This window comes from Pseudoalteromonas sp. J2K-J031, assembly GCF_058197095.2.
In genome coordinates this window covers 367,136-382,594 of sequence record NZ_CM200279.1, presented here as the reverse complement: position 1 = coordinate 382,594, position 15,459 = coordinate 367,136, and the positions used below count along the sequence as shown (strand labels likewise).

The window sequence follows — 15,459 nt, the reverse complement described above, 5'->3', positions numbered from 1 at the left end:
ATTGTAGTTTAGTTTGGATATTTAAAAACATGTAAACTCCAACGCCACTTAATTGCAGCTGCACGTAAAGAAAGGGTGGCTAACATTCCTAAGATCATGGCAATTTCTTTGGCCACTTCAAAGTTTAGACATTGGGTATAAACAATACCACCAAAAATACAGGTCGTTGCATATAGCTCACTTTTTAATACCATTGGCGTAGAGCGGGCCAGTACATCGCGGATCATCCCACCAAAACAACCTGTTATGACACCCATCACCACTGCGGTGATATTCGGCATGCCGTAATCAAGCGCTTTTTGCACCCCCATCACCACAAAAAAGGCTAAACCAAGGGCATCTGCACTTTCAATAATAATTTTATGCATAGCACCGCGTTTATTGAGCCAATAAATGGTGATAGCGGATGCACCTAAAATCGAATAAAGATAACTTGGGTTGTGCAACCAAAAGACAGGTGCATCGAGAATGACATCGCGAATTGTCCCCCCACCAATACCTGTTACTGCGGCAAGTACTATCACTCCAAAACCATCGAGCTTTTTACGGTGCGCCACCAGCGCCCCCGAAATAGCAAACACTGCAACACCAATTAAATCAAACCAAAGAAACCACGCTTCCATAACACTCTCAAATATCAACTTATCGTAATACAAACAAAAAAGGGCTAGACAAATTAAGTCTAGCCCTACAGATTACCTCAATACTGATTGATTGCAATTAGGATTGCAGATCTATTGTTATTTCACTGAGTTACAAACCATTATTGCCAAGACCTTGCCTGGGCAAGTTCGTCTTCAAAACGCTGGATCTCGTGATTCAATGTTTCTGTTACGCCGATAAAATCAAGGCCACTTAATAAACGCTCTTTAATGTCGGCGCGCACTGTAAAACTAATCGGAGCAAAGTGCTCACTGCGCAGTTGCTGCGCGGCTAAATCAACATCAATTTGTAACTCTTGCTGTTGAGCTAATGCAAATAATTGGTCTAATACCTCACTTGGCAGCGCAATAGCGAGCATTTGATTATTAACACAATTATTAAAGAAAATATCGGCAAAGCTTTCAGCTAAGATAACTTCAAAACCATATTGCTTTAATGCCCAAGGTGCATGCTCACGTGATGAGCCACAGCCAAAATTGTCGCGGGTCAGTAAAACGCTAGCTCCTTGATAACGACGTTCATTCAAAATAAATTCTGGATTAAGCTCGCCATTATCAAGATAACGCCAGTCATAAAATAGCGCCTTATCAAAGCCATCTCGGCTAGTTGACGTTAAAAATTGCTTAGGAATAATTTGATCGGTATCGACATTATTTTTGTCTAATGGCGCTAACAGCCCTTGATGAAACACGCTCATTACACCTCTCCTCTAATATCAACAAAGTGACCATATACTGCCGCAGCAGCAGCCATGGCTGGACTCACTAAATGAGTACGCCCACCACGACCTTGACGCCCCTCAAAATTACGATTTGAGGTAGAAGCGCAGCGTTTACCCGCTTCAAGACGATCGTCGTTCATGGCTAAACACATAGAACAACCCGGCTCACGCCATTCAAAACCAGCTGCTTTAAAAATGTCAGCCAACCCTTCGTCTTCAGCTTGTTTTTTAACTAAACCAGAACCAGGTACAATTAAGGCCTCAATGCCATTAACGACTTGCTTGCCTTGCACAATGGCGGCAGCGGCACGTAAATCTTCAATCCGGCTATTAGTACATGAACCAATAAACACGGTATCCACTTTGACGTCTGAGATTTTTTGCCCTGGTGTTAAACCCATATAAGCAAGCGCTCTGCGAATTGCATCGGCTTTAATTAAATCGGGCTCTTTATCAGGATCAGGAATAATTCCATCAACACCAATTACTTGCTCAGGACTTGTGCCCCACGTAATTTGTGGTTGAATGTCTGCCGCTTCAAACTCAACTACATGATCAAATACGGCATCATCATCCGATTCCAGCGTCTGCCAATACGCAACCGCTTGATGCCAATCGGCACCTTTTGGCGCAAATGGGCGACCTTCTAAATAATCATAAGTTGTTTGGTCTGGGGCAATTAAACCGGCTTTGGCGCCCATTTCAATGCTCATGTTACACAGCGTCATACGCGCTTCCATCGAAAGCTCGCGGATGGCTTGACCACAAAATTCTGCCACATAACCATTGCCGCCCGCAGTACCAAGGCGACCTATCACAGCCATGATCAAATCTTTTGCTGTTACCGTTGGTTTTAGTGAGCCATTGATTTGAATTTTCAATGAGCGTGCCTTTTTTTGCTGCAAAGTTTGTGTCGCAAGAACATGTTCAACTTCTGAGGTTCCAATACCATGAGCCAATGCACCAAATGCGCCGTGAGTAGATGTATGGCTATCACCACATACTATGGTAGTTCCTGGCAAAGTGATGCCTTGCTCAGGCCCCATTACATGAACAATACCTTGATTAATCGAGCTTAAGTCATACAAAGGCACACCAAATTCTTTACAGTTTTCGGTTAAGGCATTGAGTTGGTTTTGAGCAACCTTGCTTGCTGCAGCCAATGAGCGTTCTTTAGTTGAGATATTATGATCCATGGTCGCAAAGGTTTTGTCTGGACGGCGGACTTTTCTATTTTTTTCTCTCAGCCCTGCAAAAGCTTGCGGTGAAGTGACTTCATGCACAAGGTGACGGTCTACGTACAATAAATCGGTTTGTTCGTTAATGGCAGTGATTTTATGCGCCTGCCAAATTTTGTCATATAAGGTTTGAGCCACAATGCTTACCTCGTAAAAAGTGGCACTCGGTGACGGTGAGTGCAACAAAATGAATTAGATACGCGCAACTATTGCCGCAGCAACATCCGCCGTTGTACACCCTGCTTTAGGGTAAATATCCGGCGTGCCAACACCCGCTGCAACCGCTTCGGCCACTGCTTTTTCAATGGTACGCGCCGCTTCTTCTTGTTTAAGTGAGTAACGTAACATTAATGCCGCACTTAAAATTTGAGCGATTGGATTGGCAATGCCTTTTCCTGCAATATCAGGCGCAGAGCCACCAGCGGGTTCATACAAACCAAAACCAGATTGATTTAAACTAGCAGAAGGAAGCAACCCCATTGAACCGGTGATCATGGCGCATTCGTCCGATAAAATGTCGCCAAATAAGTTATCACACAGTAACACATCAAATTGCGCAGGGTTTTTAACCAATTGCATTGCCGCGTTATCAACATAAATATATTCAAGCGCCACATCGGGGTAATCTTTTGATACTTCAGTAACCACTTCACGCCAAAGTACACTTGAGGCCAAGACATTTGCTTTATCAACTGAGGTCACTTTATTACGACGTAAACGCGCGGCTGAAAAAGCAAAGTGCGCGATACGAGCAATCTCTTTGCGTGAATATGTTTGGGTATCAAATGCTGCTTCGTCCTCACCTTCACCACTGCGACCTTTTTCACCAAAATAAATACCGCCTGTGAGTTCGCGTACGCATAAAATATCAAACCCTTTTTCGCTGATATCAGCACGTAAAGGCGATGCTGCACTCAATGCTGGTAATAGTTGCGCTGGGCGTAAATTACAAAACAAGCCAAAATGCTTACGCAACGGTAACAAAGATGCACGCTCAGGTTGCTCTGCAGGGGGAAGCTTTTCCCATTTTGGCCCACCGACAGAACCAAATAAAATGGCATCAGCTTGCTCACACGCTGCTAATGTTGCAGGCGGTAAAGCTTGACCAAACTGATCAATCGCTGCGCCGCCAATTGCATGGTGACTACGGTTCAAGGTAAAACCAAATTTTTGACTTACGGCATCAAGTACTTGTTCTGCTGCAACCATTACTTCTGGGCCAATACCATCACCTGCTAGTACGGCAATGTTATAACTTGACTGACTCATCCTGCTTTCCTTTGTTGTTTGATGTCTGACACTTGCTGTGCCCGATAAATTAAATTGTAAACACGCACCATAGCGCGCACAGATGCCTCAACGATATCGGCCGCAAGCCCCGCACCGTGGTATTGTTTGCCGTCAAATTTGGCAATAATATCCACTTGGCCAAGTGAGCTTTCACCTGCCCCTGTTGCATCAAGGTTGTATTCAATCACTTCAACGTCCATGCCTGTAATGCGTTTAATGGCTTTGTAAGATGCCTCAACAGGGCCGTTACCGGTGGCAGCTTCAGAGACTTTATCACCCCCAATCACCAAACCAACTGTGCTACTTGCAACCGATTGAGAGTTTGACGTTGAATGAACAAAGTCCAATTGATACTGGTCATCTTTGTCAGTGATTTTATTAAAATGGATCATCGCTTCTAGGTCGTAGTCGTACACGGTCCCTTTTTGATCTGCGAGCGCTAAAAAGCTTTCATACAAACTTTCCATATCGTAATCACCACTTTGGTAACCTAATTCATTCAAACGATGCTGAATAACATGGCGACCAGATCGCGACGTCATATTAAGTTGATTACTCGGTACGCCCACCGTTTCTGGCGACATAATTTCATAGGTATTTTGCGCTTTTAAAACGCCATCTTGGTGAATGCCTGAGCTATGGGCAAACGCATTTTCACCCACAATCGCTTTGTTTGGTTGTACCGGCATATTACAAATTTTGCTGACCTGACGTGATGCGCGGTAAATCTCTTCACTATTAATATCGGTATGAAGATTTAAATAGTCGTGGCGCATTTTTAAAATCATCGCTACTTCTTCCATCGAACAGTTACCAGCACGCTCACCAATACCATTCACTGTACATTCGATTTGACGCGCCCCCGCTTGCACAGCGGCAATTGAATTGGCCACGGCTAAACCTAAATCATTGTGGCAATGCACACTTAAACGCGCTTTATCAATATTGGGCACGTTATTCATTAAATGATGGATCATTGCTGCATATTCTTGCGGTGTGACATAACCTACGGTGTCGGGTAAATTGATTGTTGATGCACCCGCTGCAATTGCACGCTCAACAATGCGACATAAATCATCATGCGGTGTGCGCCCTGCATCTTCACATGAGAACTCAACATCATCAGTATAATTACGCGCTAACTGTATCGATTTAACCGCCATTTCAGTTGCTTGGTCTAAGCTCATTCGCAATTTATGCTCAAGGTGTAATGGGCTCGTGGCAATAAAAGTATGAATACGGCGCTGCTCAGCAGGGCGAAGCGCTTCGCCACACGCTTCAATATCTTTTGCTACAGCACGGGCTAAACCACAAATAATCGGCCCTTTAACTTCAGTCGCAATACGTTGTACTGAGCGAAAATCTGCAGGGCTTGATACCGGAAACCCAACTTCCATCACATCCACATTTAGTCGGCTAATAGTATGAGCGAGTTGTAATTTATCATCTTCCGTTAAGCTTGCTTTTAGGGCTTGTTCACCATCACGTAGTGTCGTATCAAAAATCCAAACTTTATCGCTCATTACTGTTCCTTAACTAACAATTTTATAGACATAAAAAAACCCCGACTAATGCGGGGTTTTTTAACGTATTCTTTTAATGCAAATACACTAAACCCCATCGCTCTTAAGTAAGAGTGAGAGTTTAATATTTAGTGTTAATAATGACGTTATTTGCATTTTCTCGTGAACCTTTACATTTCAATGCCACCTTTTTAACATTCACACTCAGGCAAATCAAGCATAAAAACAGCAGCAAAACCATATAAAAGTCAATTTTGAAAATATAAAAACCACAAAATAGAGCTTTTGTGGTTTTTATATTTAAATTTATAGCTTGAAGCGTTTTATCTATAGGTGAAATGTAAAATGAACAACATTCTAAGTTTTATTACATTCTCGATAAAAGTAAGCCAAAAAGCAGGCTTTTGGGCTACAAAGTTTACCGCAAGCTAGCTAACTCACTAAAGCCCACAGGAGGAGATAAATAATACCCTTGCAAAATTGCATCGGTTGAAAACTTTTGAGCTTTTTTGAATTGCTGATATTGCTCAATTTCGGCAAACACTATACGAGTACCCAAATTATGTGACAAAGGCACAATGTCTTTAATATCAGGTAAAATATAAATATTTTTATGATTCTTTTGATTGCTTAAAGATAATTTCACTTCATCTATCATCAGCGGTAATCGAGTTAACGCCGCTAAATCACCTTTATAACCATCAATGGCCATATCAAAACCTAACGCCTTAAACTGACACAAAAGCGTAATAGCCAATGGTGAAGAGTTAAAATATGCATCGTAAGAAAACTCAAGGGTCATCTTATGCGCTGGCATTTTTGTTTGTTTTAGCATCGCGGAAATTAAATTTAGTAAATCGTACTTTTCAATATCATATAAAGATAAATTCAATGATATTCGGCTATTTCTAAAGGCAGGCAGCAATTCTGCTAATCGGGTAAAAAATATCGAACTGAACTCCTTCATCAAACCAGATGATTCAATTGCTTTTATTACCAAAAAAGTATCGAGTTTTTGCCCTTGGTATTGAAAACGAGTTAAGCATTCAAAACCCCATATTTTTTCAGTGCGCGCTAAGTATTGTGCTTGAAATTCTATTGATAAAGCATCTCGGCGACCAAGTAATTGCGACAAGAACGCTTTATCTAATCTCAAGGTCGCTATTTCATTTTTATCAATGCAAAATATTTTTTGAAAATCATGGAGTTTTACCGGCTTATCAATCAAAGTAATGTCTTCTGATGGTACAAATTTGGGCAATGTGTCTGCGGCGTTTAATAATAAAATCAACTGCCCTTTAAAACCTAAATCAAGCAACCAAGAAGAAAATACCACTTCACTAAAATCACTCAAAGCGGCAATAAAAATCGCTTGTTTATTTTCTGGCTGAGATAAAAATGCTTGCGCGCCAGCGCTAGAGTTACGCTGCTCAATAGGCCCTGACCATAAATATTTAAGACACTTAACCGTATTGGCACGACTGATGTCATCACTATCGCAGACTAAAATTGTTTGATTGAATTGCAAATTGCTCATTGTATTCTCGACAAGTTACCCTCTATTAGTGATAGCACAAAAAGCATTCCCTCACTGACTTTGGCTCGCTAATTTTAAGCCTCTTTCATTAGGGGGCTTTTTTCATCAATCATCACAAAACCGCCTCATCTTCAGTTATACCAATAGTAATAAATAACTGTTCACCCTAGCTTGTTAAAACACTCGATAACTTCGTTAGATTTTTTGATTGTAGAATAACTACTTATCGAAAAAATCTGCCTTGTTCTCAAGCGTTTTTCCTACGCTATTTTTGATCTCTTACTTATCGTGATTGGTATTAAAGCAAAAATAATGAATGCTTTTTTATCTTAAACACCATAAAATCAAATAAAAACGATTATCAATTAGATTAACATATAGATTTAATTGGTTCTTCATATCGACTTTATATACAAATAAGATTTTTCCATGCCAACCATTGAATCAAAACCATGCTTTAAGAACCCACTCACCTACAAACAATATTTAACGCAAAACTAAAATGTACGCACCTTCTAAAACAAAATTTAAATTCAGCAAATCAACATTAACGCTTATTCGCGCTATTCATGTTTATGTGTCCATGGCGCTATTAGTGATGATGCTTTTTTTTGCAATTACGGGCATTACACTCAATCACCCCACTTGGTTTGATGCCAAAGGGACAACACACTATCAAGAAGATCCCATACCTCCATATTTGCTGTCTTTACCAAAAGAAGAGCAACAACAAGCCCTTGCTCATTTCGTCAAAAGTAGCTTTGCAATGGATTATGACGCCGCACAAATCGATTCTGACGAAATACAACTCGTTCATAAATCACCAGGTAGTTACAAAACATTGACCTTAGATTTAGTTGAACAGCAAAGTTATTTTGAACGCATTGATTATGGTGCTATTGCTATTTTAAATGACCTTCATAAAGGCCGAAACAGCGGGCTTGTATGGTCAGCTATTTTAGATATCTGCTCAGTATTGATTATTCTTTTTTCTATTTCAGGTGCGTTACTACTCGTACCACAACAAAAGCGCCTGAAGAAATCACTTTTTTACATGTTACTTGCAACCGGCAGCTGCTTGCTGGCTTACCTCACGTTGACCCCTTAACTTTGGAGACCTTAATGAAAATAACCACCAAAATACTGGCTCTTTTATGTACTTGCTATTGCTTAAACGCCTACAGCGCAACATCAATGCAAATCTCGCTTACGCTGCCTGACATTACCGAAGGTCAGTACCATCGCCCTTATGTTGCGGTATGGGTTGAAGACAGCCACGCAAAACATCAAGCTACTATTGCACTTTGGCGCGAAGACAAAGGCTTTAAATGGCTTAAAGATATTCAACGTTGGTGGCGCAAAGCTGGCCGCGATGATAAAGACCTTGTTGATGCAATGACATCAGCGACTCGACCTGCTGGAAAATACCAATTGACTTGGACGGGGCTTGATCAAAATAACCAGCCTTTACCGGCAGGAAACTACACATTGTTGATTGAAGTGGTTCGAGAACATGGCGGCCGAAATTTAGTAAAACACGCGTTTACTCTAGACGAAAAATTTACCACGACCCTCGCAGCAACCGCTGAGACAGGTCCTATCACAATCACTTATCAATAAGGACTACCATGAAACACTCATTTGCATTAGCGGCACTTTGCCTTGTAAGCATTCAAGCGCAAGCTCACGATCGTTGGATATTGCCTAGCCACTTTAATGTTTCATCAGATAAAGGTGGTGTCTGGATCACAGCAGATACCAGCGCTAGTAACCAAGTATTTGAATACGACAAACCTTTTTCAGCGGATAAAGTCATCATTCAAACTCCCGAAGGCAAAACTGATGTCCCTGCCGCTATTTTTCAAGGTAAACGTAAAGCAGTATTTGATTACCAACTCACTGTTGATGGTACGTATAAATTCGAATATCCCGTTACTGAGAGCTATTTCACTCGCTTTAAACTAAAAGGCGAAGAACAATGGCAACGTAAACGTGAAGATAAAGTAACAGCCAAGGCTCAAGCACCTGAAGGTGCAACGGACTTCACCACCCGCTTAAGCGTTTCGCGTGTCGAAAGCTACGTCACCCTCAATAAAGCAAGTGATATTGTACTTAAATCAAGTGGTAAATATTTAGAACTGACACCACTGACACACCCTGCTGATATTGCACAAAACGAAGTTGTTAAGTTCAAGCTAACTTTTAATGGCCAACCCATTGAAGGTGTTGAAGTTGATATTATTCCTGAGGGCACGCTGTATCGTAATGAAATTAAAAAGATTACCGCAGTGTCTGACCAATCGGGTTTAGTAAGTTTTGTACCAAAATATGCAGGGCGCTATTTACTGCACACTGAACATACCGAGCCATTAAGTGACAATAATAAAGCTGATGAGCTTGCCAGTTCGCTCTTTTTAACATTTGCTGCAAGTTTAGAATAAACAACAAAGCCCTCAATTGAGGGCTTTGTTTTTTTAGCAATAAAATCTATTTAGTTGCTAAATAACTAATTAGTTTATTTATATCTTCAGCTGAGCTCACGCCCGATTTACCGCCAAGTAATAATTTATACTGACCATTAACGATAAAGGTAGGCACCGAACTTAACGCGCCTTTTTCTTTAAAGAAATCTTGGTCACGCTTCATTTTGGCAGCCTTAGTTTTTACGGCAAACCCATTGAATAATTTATCAAATTTTTCAGCTTCAACACCTTGAGCAATAAAAATATCTTTTACATCTTGCACATCATTAAATTTATTTTGCTTTCCATGGTAGTGATTAAATAATGCAGCAATCACTTTGTCTTTTTGCGGTACAACTTCAGCAGTCGCTAAGGCTTGCGATAACATTTGCTGATTTTCAGTCGTGCGCCCACCCATAAAATCAACATGGCTTTTCTTAAACTCAACGTCTTTTGGCAATAACGGTTTTAAATCGTGAACTACTTTTTCAAAATTATTACACGCTGGGCAATAAAAAGAGAAAAACTCTTTGATTTCAGGTTTTTTAGTCGCGCGATCTGATATCACTTCATAATGAACGCCTTCTTGGTAATCCGCTGCCACTGCAGCGATAGGCGCTAAAAATGCTGCAAATAATAAACCAGTTAAAAACTTCATACTTCTTCCTTCTCCAAATTTTATTTTTATTTAGCTAATAAAAAACTAACCAATTGATTGAATTCTTCTTGAGATTTTACTTCGTGAAAATTTACTTTATATTTGTCATTCACAATAAAGGTTGGTACACCAGACAACGCACCCAATTGAGTGTATTTAGTTTGTGCTGCAACCATGTCATTAATTTGTGCTTCAACAGGCATGCTAAACGCCAAATCATCAAACTCTTTACCATCAAGGCCATTTAACACAAGTAAATCGCGTACATCCTTAATGCTGCTAAACTGGGCTCTATCACGATGAATGTAATTAAAAATCGCCTTAGTAATAGGCTCTGCAAGGTTTTTCTCTTTCGCAACCAAATAGCCACGCGATAACATTGTTTGCTGTTCTTTGTTTAAGCCACCTAAAAAATCTACATGGATCTTATTAAACGCAGTTCCTTTAGGAAGCTGCTCGGCCAGAGCGATAGCAACAGGCTCCATTTTATAACAATGTGGACAATAGAACGAAAAAAACTCCGACACCTGAGGTGACGCGCTTTTGGCTGTATCAAGTTCAACATAATGCTTACCTGCGTCAAACTGCGCCGCCCAAGCAGCAGCCGGAAGTAATAATAGCAATAGGGTTAATTTTAATTTTTTAATCATAATCATCTCTAGTTATGGCAGTAAACTGAGCGCAGGCTCATTTAGTGCCGAAAGTTGTTCTTTTAAGGCCAAGATTTGTTGTTCCCAGTATTTGTCTGATGCAAACCATGGAAAGTTCCGTGGAAATGCGGGATCTTGCCAACGTTTTGCTACCCAACCCATGTAATGCACCATACGTAATGCTCGCAAAGGTTCGATTAACTTAAACTGACTAAAATCCAATGGACAAAACTCTTCATACGCTTGAACCAAAGTATCAAGCTGAATAAGCTGGTTTTGCCTATCGCCGCTTAACATCATCCATAAATCTTGAATCGCAGGCCCCATTCGGCTGTCATCCAAGTCAACAAACATGAGCTTTTCGCCAGTCCACATTATATTGCCCGCATGGCAATCACCATGCAAGCGAATGAGACTATTAGCTTTGTATGCCTGCTGCACCTGCTTAATCACCATATCTAATACAGTATAAAAAGCAGTAGTAAGTGACATAGGAATTAAATCACTGGCCACTAAATGCGCGCGCGCTTCAACTAAGTATTCTGCACTGGTAATTGTTGGTCGATGCACAAAGGGTTTTGCTTTGGCCGTTTGGTGCATACGACCAATAAAACGACCTAAAACATCGAGCTGGTCTAAATTATCAACTTCAAAAATTCGCCCACCTACACTTGGAAATAACGTGAACAAATACCCTTGATGTGAAAATAAACTAGTGCCATCTCTTTTAATTGGTGCAACTACAGGTACTTCTGCGTCAGCAAGCTCAAATGCAAATTGGTGTTCTTCATTAATTTGCTCATGAGTCCAGCGCTCGGGCCGATAAAATTTTGCCACATAACGCTTTCCATCTTCGGCTTTAAACTGATAAACACGGTTTTCATAACTATTAAGGGGGATTAAACCTGACTCGGCATAAACACCCACCGTTTCTATCGCATCTAAAATAAGATCAGGTGTGAGATCGCTAAAACTAAATTTGCTCATTAAGGCACCATTAAAAAAACGAGGCAAATGCCTCGTTTTAGAGTGTATCATTTTTGTCGCTTAGCGACCTTTAAAGAAGTTACTCGGTTGAGCAATGCGAATATCCGGTGTCTCTTTCATAAACAATACAAAGTTAAACTCTGTTACTGATTGTGATAAATCATACGGATCAATGGCGAGCGATAATGGCAAACTATATGACTCACCTGCTTTAATGTGCACTTCTTGTTTACCAATAAACGTAAAGTTTGTTAACCCTTCAACTTCAATTTCATAGTAATGATCTTGCTGTGATTTATTTAAAATTTTAAGGGTGTAGGTATTTTCAATCAACCCTTCGTTACTTTCTCTAAATAACTGATTGCGATCGCGAATAATATCTAAATCCATTGGTTTTCTCGACATAATATCTGCCGCCAATACACCGATCATCACCAATAAAACAACCGAATACCCGATCAGTTTAGGGCGCACTGCCTTAGTATTTTTACCAGGCTCTAAATTGCGCTCCGTTGTGTAAGCAATAAGGCCTTTTGGATAATTCATTTTATCCATCACCCCATCACAGGCATCAATACACGCACCACAATTGATGCACTCATATTGCAAACCATTACGGATATCTATTCCGGTTGGGCATACTTGAACACATAAATTACAGTCAATACAATCACCTAAACCCATTTCTTTTGGATCTTGTTTACGACTACGCGGCCCACGGCTTTCGCCTCGCGCTGCATCGTATGTTACGGTAAACGTGTCTTTATCAAACATCGCAGATTGAAAACGTGAATAAGGGCAAATATGCAAACACATAATTTCACGCATCCAGCCAGCATTACCATACGTGCACACAGTAAAAAACAGTACACACCCCACTGCATAACTACTGGCTTGCCAAGTGAAAAAATCCACCATTAAATCAGCAATAGGGGTAAAGTAGCCAGCAAAGGTCAAAGACGTGAATAACGAAAAACCAACCCAACTTAAATGCTTGGCCGATTTTCGCCAAAACTTATCAAAGTTCATTGGCCGCTGATCGAGCTTTTTACGCTGATTGGCACTGCCTTCAAACTTTTCTTCAAACCAAATGAAAATGAACGTCCAAACCGTTTGTGGGCACATATAGCCACACCAAACTCGACCATAAAACGCAGTCACAAGAAAAAGCGCAAACGCAGCAATAATACAGATCCAAGCTAAAATAGTGAGATCTTGAGGCCAAAGCGTCATGCCAAAAATATTAAATTTTTGCTCAAAAATATCAAACAAAATAGCTTGTTGCCCATTAAAGGTAAGCCAAGGCAACAACATAAAAGAAAGCATGGCAATAAAGCCTAAACGCTGACGAAGCATTTGATGCAAGCCGTTAACGGCTCGGACATAAATTCGGTTTCTTGGATTAAAACGATCAAACTTTTCTGGATCTGGCTGCTGAATTTTGACATCAACAGGAATATTTTTAACTTTTATTTTATTTTCCATCGAAGTTCCTCAACTTGTTTGGATTAAAATACTCATTCAGTATAAACAACTTAACTATAAAAGTGTCGCGCACGCACGCAGTTATCTTTACAATGCCCCTTGGCTAAAACTCGAGGACAAAAACTAAGCGAGCTTTAGTTACATAGCATTTTATTACAATCGATGTATAAATGTTGAGATTAGATCAATAATTAGAGTGATTTATGAAAAACTTTTTTATTTTTGTAGTGATTATTTTAGCGTTACTGAGTATTGATCACGAAATCATTAAAAAACCACGTGACGAGCTCTTCGCTATGTTCAGCGATAAAATGAGTGAATCAACCAAGTTACAAAAAGATAAGCTCGCAAAAAAAATAAATGCCGAGATAAAAGCAAAAGTGAAACTAAAAGAAAAAGAACGTATTCACCTTGATGAAAATACCGATACAGATATCAAAGTAAGTATTTTTCATAAACGCTACTGTACCGATCGCGATTTAAATCAATTCTTTTATGGCGACAAATTACGTCAAATTTGCCAAATTATGGCATCCGAAATTACAACCCATAAATAATATGATTGATTTTTCTCAGCTCAATAAAAGCTCAGCTAAATCATTTAATGAGCAAAAAGCGACAATCAAAAAACTGATGCAAGGTCGTGAGATTAAATGCCCCCAGTGCCAACAAGCTATTGTATTGTACCTACCAGAGCAAAGTACTAACCCTGGCGCCCGTTGTGCAAAAGGCTGCACTGACATTGCACTAGATTTTGTTTAACTGTCATTACGTGAACATAATAAAAAAGGGTCACATGACCCTTTTTTATTATCTTAAAGAGCTAAAACTCGCTATTCACTTTCTGCATCCTGCCATGCTTCGTCATCAAAAAGGCCACTTTGCAATGCAGCGGCTTCAACTAACTCGGCAAACCCTAAGGAAAAGTCAGCCATTAACGCAAGCATATGGTGGCAATATTGCGCCAATTCATGACCCTGACGCCTAGCTGTTTCAGTTAATTTTTCTGGCTCTGCCAAAAATGCTAAACAGTGATAAGCGAATGAAAAAGTGGTCGCGAACTCTTCGGGCAATTCATCACTTTTTAGTAACGACGTAGTGTACTCTTGCGCGCCTTGAGCGAAACCTAACGACCAAAGCTGCGCCTCACTTTGAACTAACATCTGTGGCGATAAGCCCTGCGCTACTTTAAAGTAATCGGGTAATTGAAAGCCTGTTTCAAACACGTGCTCGCTCATCTCATTGTGAAGTGCCATCAGTGCAAACAAATGATCTTGCGAAAGCTGGCTTAAATCATCGCCTACCGCCTGTTTTACCCATACTTCCACATCAAGTGGTTCTGGGGCGCAAATTAAGGCAAATAAATAGCCTTGTAGCTGCGCAAATGCCATCGCGTTTTCGGCAGTTTCATCACTTGCTAGCCAATCGGCCAGCGCTTTTTTTTCATCGGGTGTTAAATAAAGTTGTTGCACTGTGTCGCCTAAAATTAAAATCTAAGTGTGTAGCGACCTTGATCATCAGGACGCCCCAAAAATTTTACCGCATTATGCACATCTTTTGGCATTGAAGTCGCAGGTTTAATAAAACCAGCTAGTTTAATTTGATTAGGCCCCTGCACAGTGGCGTCAACCTCTAAGCCAAGCTCATTATCTGGCTCAACCTTCAACGCCAGCGCGCCGTCACTGCATGTAAGTTCACCAATTAAACTTTCAATGTTAAACCAACCCGAAAAACCCTGTACCGATACATCTTTGGTCAACAAGTCACCGGTTAACTCTTGGCAATAAGGCATGCCCAATTTGTAGTGGTTAATGTCGGCAATAAGCTGACCTTTTACACTGACTGGCAAAGGTAGTTTTAACGCAGTGATGATATCTGAAATCGGTAAACGCACTTGAGTATTATCAAGTATTAAAGCACCAGAGAATAACCCATAACTAACTAAACTTTTACCTGAAAGCAAAGCCGCGTCACGAGTTTGGCCAAAGGTGATATTGGCATTGAGCTGGCCTAACAATAAACGTGCTGGAGCAATTTCCCACTCTAACTTTTGAATATGAGTTTGCTCAAACGCCAATTGAGCAATTTGCCCTTGCCAAATTGAGCCGGTGACTTCACCGATTTTTAATTGCGCGGGTAAATATGGTTTTGCCAACGTAGCAACAACATGTGCAGGCATCAGACAAATAATAAAAAAGACCCAACACACTAAAAATAATCCGCTGAGCATGGCTGTTTTTTTCAT

At 40.4% G+C, this 15,459-nt stretch carries 17 protein-coding genes; 5 read left to right on the top strand and 12 right to left on the bottom strand.

The annotated features are described in order from the left end of the window. Window positions 1-8: 8 nt before the first annotated feature. The 6 genes from AC3KZC_RS01805 to AC3KZC_RS01780 form a co-directional block, all read right to left on the bottom strand. Entirely contained in the window at window positions 9-623 is a 615-nt protein-coding gene (locus AC3KZC_RS01805) for a trimeric intracellular cation channel family protein (protein ID WP_490579542.1), read from the bottom strand. 140 nt (window positions 624-763) lie between these two features. Beyond that, window positions 764-1,360, bottom strand: a complete 597-nt coding sequence (gene leuD / locus AC3KZC_RS01800) for a 3-isopropylmalate dehydratase small subunit (protein WP_490579543.1) — start codon at window positions 1,358-1,360, stop codon at window positions 764-766. After that, window positions 1,360-2,760: a 3-isopropylmalate dehydratase large subunit gene (gene leuC / locus AC3KZC_RS01795; RefSeq protein ID WP_490579544.1), complete on the bottom strand. Its 1,401-nt coding sequence runs from the start codon at window positions 2,758-2,760 to the stop codon at window positions 1,360-1,362. Before leuC ends, leuD begins: the two co-directional genes overlap by 1 nt. A gap of 54 nt (window positions 2,761-2,814) precedes the next feature. Continuing rightward, a complete protein-coding gene (gene leuB, locus AC3KZC_RS01790; protein WP_490579545.1) occupies window positions 2,815-3,891 on the bottom strand; it encodes a 3-isopropylmalate dehydrogenase in 1,077 nt (358 codons plus the stop codon). Continuing rightward, window positions 3,888-5,435 carry a 2-isopropylmalate synthase gene (gene leuA, locus AC3KZC_RS01785; protein ID WP_490579546.1) on the bottom strand — a complete coding sequence of 516 codons (1,548 nt, stop codon included), beginning with the start codon at window positions 5,433-5,435 and terminating at the stop codon, window positions 3,888-3,890. The genes leuB and leuA overlap by 4 nt, the downstream gene beginning before the upstream one ends. Window positions 5,436-5,853: 418 nt before the next feature. Then, complete coding sequence (locus tag AC3KZC_RS01780) at window positions 5,854-6,972, bottom strand: EAL domain-containing protein (RefSeq protein WP_490579547.1); 1,119 nt, start codon at window positions 6,970-6,972, stop codon at window positions 5,854-5,856. 502 nt (window positions 6,973-7,474) lie between these two features. On the opposite strand from AC3KZC_RS01780, the gene AC3KZC_RS01775 reads away from it, so the two are divergent. From AC3KZC_RS01775 to AC3KZC_RS01765, 3 genes are read left to right on the top strand one after another with little or no spacing between them, the layout of a single operon-like run. Next, window positions 7,475-8,080 carry a PepSY-associated TM helix domain-containing protein gene (locus AC3KZC_RS01775; protein WP_490579548.1) on the top strand — a complete coding sequence of 202 codons (606 nt, stop codon included), beginning with the start codon at window positions 7,475-7,477 and terminating at the stop codon, window positions 8,078-8,080. Window positions 8,081-8,094: 14 nt separating this feature from the next. Further along, the gene (locus tag AC3KZC_RS01770; RefSeq protein ID WP_490579549.1) at window positions 8,095-8,592 is read left to right on the top strand and encodes a DUF2271 domain-containing protein; all 498 of its coding nucleotides are present in this window, start codon (window positions 8,095-8,097) and stop codon (window positions 8,590-8,592) included. An 8-nt stretch (window positions 8,593-8,600) separates the two neighbouring features. Continuing rightward, entirely contained in the window at window positions 8,601-9,413 is an 813-nt protein-coding gene (locus AC3KZC_RS01765) for a DUF4198 domain-containing protein (protein ID WP_490579550.1), read from the top strand. A gap of 46 nt (window positions 9,414-9,459) precedes the next feature. On the opposite strand, the gene AC3KZC_RS01760 is transcribed toward AC3KZC_RS01765, so the two are convergent. From AC3KZC_RS01760 to ccoG, 4 genes are read right to left on the bottom strand one after another with little or no spacing between them, the layout of a single operon-like run. Beyond that, window positions 9,460-10,092: a thiol:disulfide interchange protein DsbA/DsbL gene (locus AC3KZC_RS01760; protein ID WP_490579551.1), complete on the bottom strand. Its 633-nt coding sequence runs from the start codon at window positions 10,090-10,092 to the stop codon at window positions 9,460-9,462. Between the two features lie 26 nt (window positions 10,093-10,118). Further along, window positions 10,119-10,742, bottom strand: a complete 624-nt coding sequence (locus AC3KZC_RS01755; protein WP_490579552.1) for a thiol:disulfide interchange protein DsbA/DsbL — start codon at window positions 10,740-10,742, stop codon at window positions 10,119-10,121. Window positions 10,743-10,754: 12 nt separating this feature from the next. Next, window positions 10,755-11,729: a serine/threonine protein kinase gene (locus AC3KZC_RS01750; protein ID WP_490579553.1), complete on the bottom strand. Its 975-nt coding sequence runs from the start codon at window positions 11,727-11,729 to the stop codon at window positions 10,755-10,757. Window positions 11,730-11,789: 60 nt separating this feature from the next. Continuing rightward, the gene (gene ccoG / locus AC3KZC_RS01745; protein ID WP_490579554.1) at window positions 11,790-13,214 is read right to left on the bottom strand and encodes a cytochrome c oxidase accessory protein CcoG; all 1,425 of its coding nucleotides are present in this window, start codon (window positions 13,212-13,214) and stop codon (window positions 11,790-11,792) included. 203 nt (window positions 13,215-13,417) lie between these two features. Between ccoG and AC3KZC_RS01740 the strand changes: the two genes are divergently transcribed. After that, window positions 13,418-13,771 carry a hypothetical protein gene (locus AC3KZC_RS01740; RefSeq protein WP_490579555.1) on the top strand — a complete coding sequence of 118 codons (354 nt, stop codon included), beginning with the start codon at window positions 13,418-13,420 and terminating at the stop codon, window positions 13,769-13,771. Window position 13,772: 1 nt separating this feature from the next. Next, window positions 13,773-13,976: a hypothetical protein gene (locus AC3KZC_RS01735; protein ID WP_490579556.1), complete on the top strand. Its 204-nt coding sequence runs from the start codon at window positions 13,773-13,775 to the stop codon at window positions 13,974-13,976. Between the two features lie 71 nt (window positions 13,977-14,047). Here AC3KZC_RS01735 and AC3KZC_RS01730 read toward each other — a convergent pair whose 3' ends face one another. Together AC3KZC_RS01730 and AC3KZC_RS01725 are read right to left on the bottom strand one after the other, a co-directional pair. Beyond that, window positions 14,048-14,686 carry a UPF0149 family protein gene (locus AC3KZC_RS01730; protein ID WP_490579557.1) on the bottom strand — a complete coding sequence of 213 codons (639 nt, stop codon included), beginning with the start codon at window positions 14,684-14,686 and terminating at the stop codon, window positions 14,048-14,050. Between the two features lie 14 nt (window positions 14,687-14,700). Next, on the bottom strand, window positions 14,701-15,459 hold the full coding sequence (locus tag AC3KZC_RS01725) for a type II secretion system protein N (protein ID WP_490579558.1): 759 nt from the start codon (window positions 15,457-15,459) through the stop codon (window positions 14,701-14,703).

Bases quoted from the DNA above. Each gene is read 5' to 3' on its own strand.
- AC3KZC_RS01725 (WP_490579558.1), bottom strand. From the start codon at position 15,459: ATGAAAAAAACAGCCATGCTCAGCGGATTATTTTTAGTGTGTTGGGTC.
- ccoG (WP_490579554.1), bottom strand. From the start codon at position 13,214: ATGGAAAATAAAATAAAAGTTAAAAATATTCCTGTTGATGTCAAAATT.
- leuD (WP_490579543.1), bottom strand. From the start codon at position 1,360: ATGAGCGTGTTTCATCAAGGGCTGTTAGCGCCATTAGACAAAAATAAT.
- AC3KZC_RS01780 (WP_490579547.1), bottom strand. From the start codon at position 6,972: ATGAGCAATTTGCAATTCAATCAAACAATTTTAGTCTGCGATAGTGAT.
- AC3KZC_RS01765 (WP_490579550.1), top strand. From the start codon at position 8,601: ATGAAACACTCATTTGCATTAGCGGCACTTTGCCTTGTAAGCATTCAA.
- AC3KZC_RS01735 (WP_490579556.1), top strand. From the start codon at position 13,773: ATGATTGATTTTTCTCAGCTCAATAAAAGCTCAGCTAAATCATTTAAT.
- leuA (WP_490579546.1), bottom strand. From the start codon at position 5,435: ATGAGCGATAAAGTTTGGATTTTTGATACGACACTACGTGATGGTGAA.
- AC3KZC_RS01770 (WP_490579549.1), top strand. From the start codon at position 8,095: ATGAAAATAACCACCAAAATACTGGCTCTTTTATGTACTTGCTATTGC.
- AC3KZC_RS01750 (WP_490579553.1), bottom strand. From the start codon at position 11,729: ATGAGCAAATTTAGTTTTAGCGATCTCACACCTGATCTTATTTTAGAT.
- AC3KZC_RS01755 (WP_490579552.1), bottom strand. From the start codon at position 10,742: ATGATTAAAAAATTAAAATTAACCCTATTGCTATTATTACTTCCGGCT.
- AC3KZC_RS01805 (WP_490579542.1), bottom strand. From the start codon at position 623: ATGGAAGCGTGGTTTCTTTGGTTTGATTTAATTGGTGTTGCAGTGTTT.
- AC3KZC_RS01740 (WP_490579555.1), top strand. From the start codon at position 13,418: ATGAAAAACTTTTTTATTTTTGTAGTGATTATTTTAGCGTTACTGAGT.
- leuB (WP_490579545.1), bottom strand. From the start codon at position 3,891: ATGAGTCAGTCAAGTTATAACATTGCCGTACTAGCAGGTGATGGTATT.
- AC3KZC_RS01760 (WP_490579551.1), bottom strand. From the start codon at position 10,092: ATGAAGTTTTTAACTGGTTTATTATTTGCAGCATTTTTAGCGCCTATC.
- AC3KZC_RS01775 (WP_490579548.1), top strand. From the start codon at position 7,475: ATGTACGCACCTTCTAAAACAAAATTTAAATTCAGCAAATCAACATTA.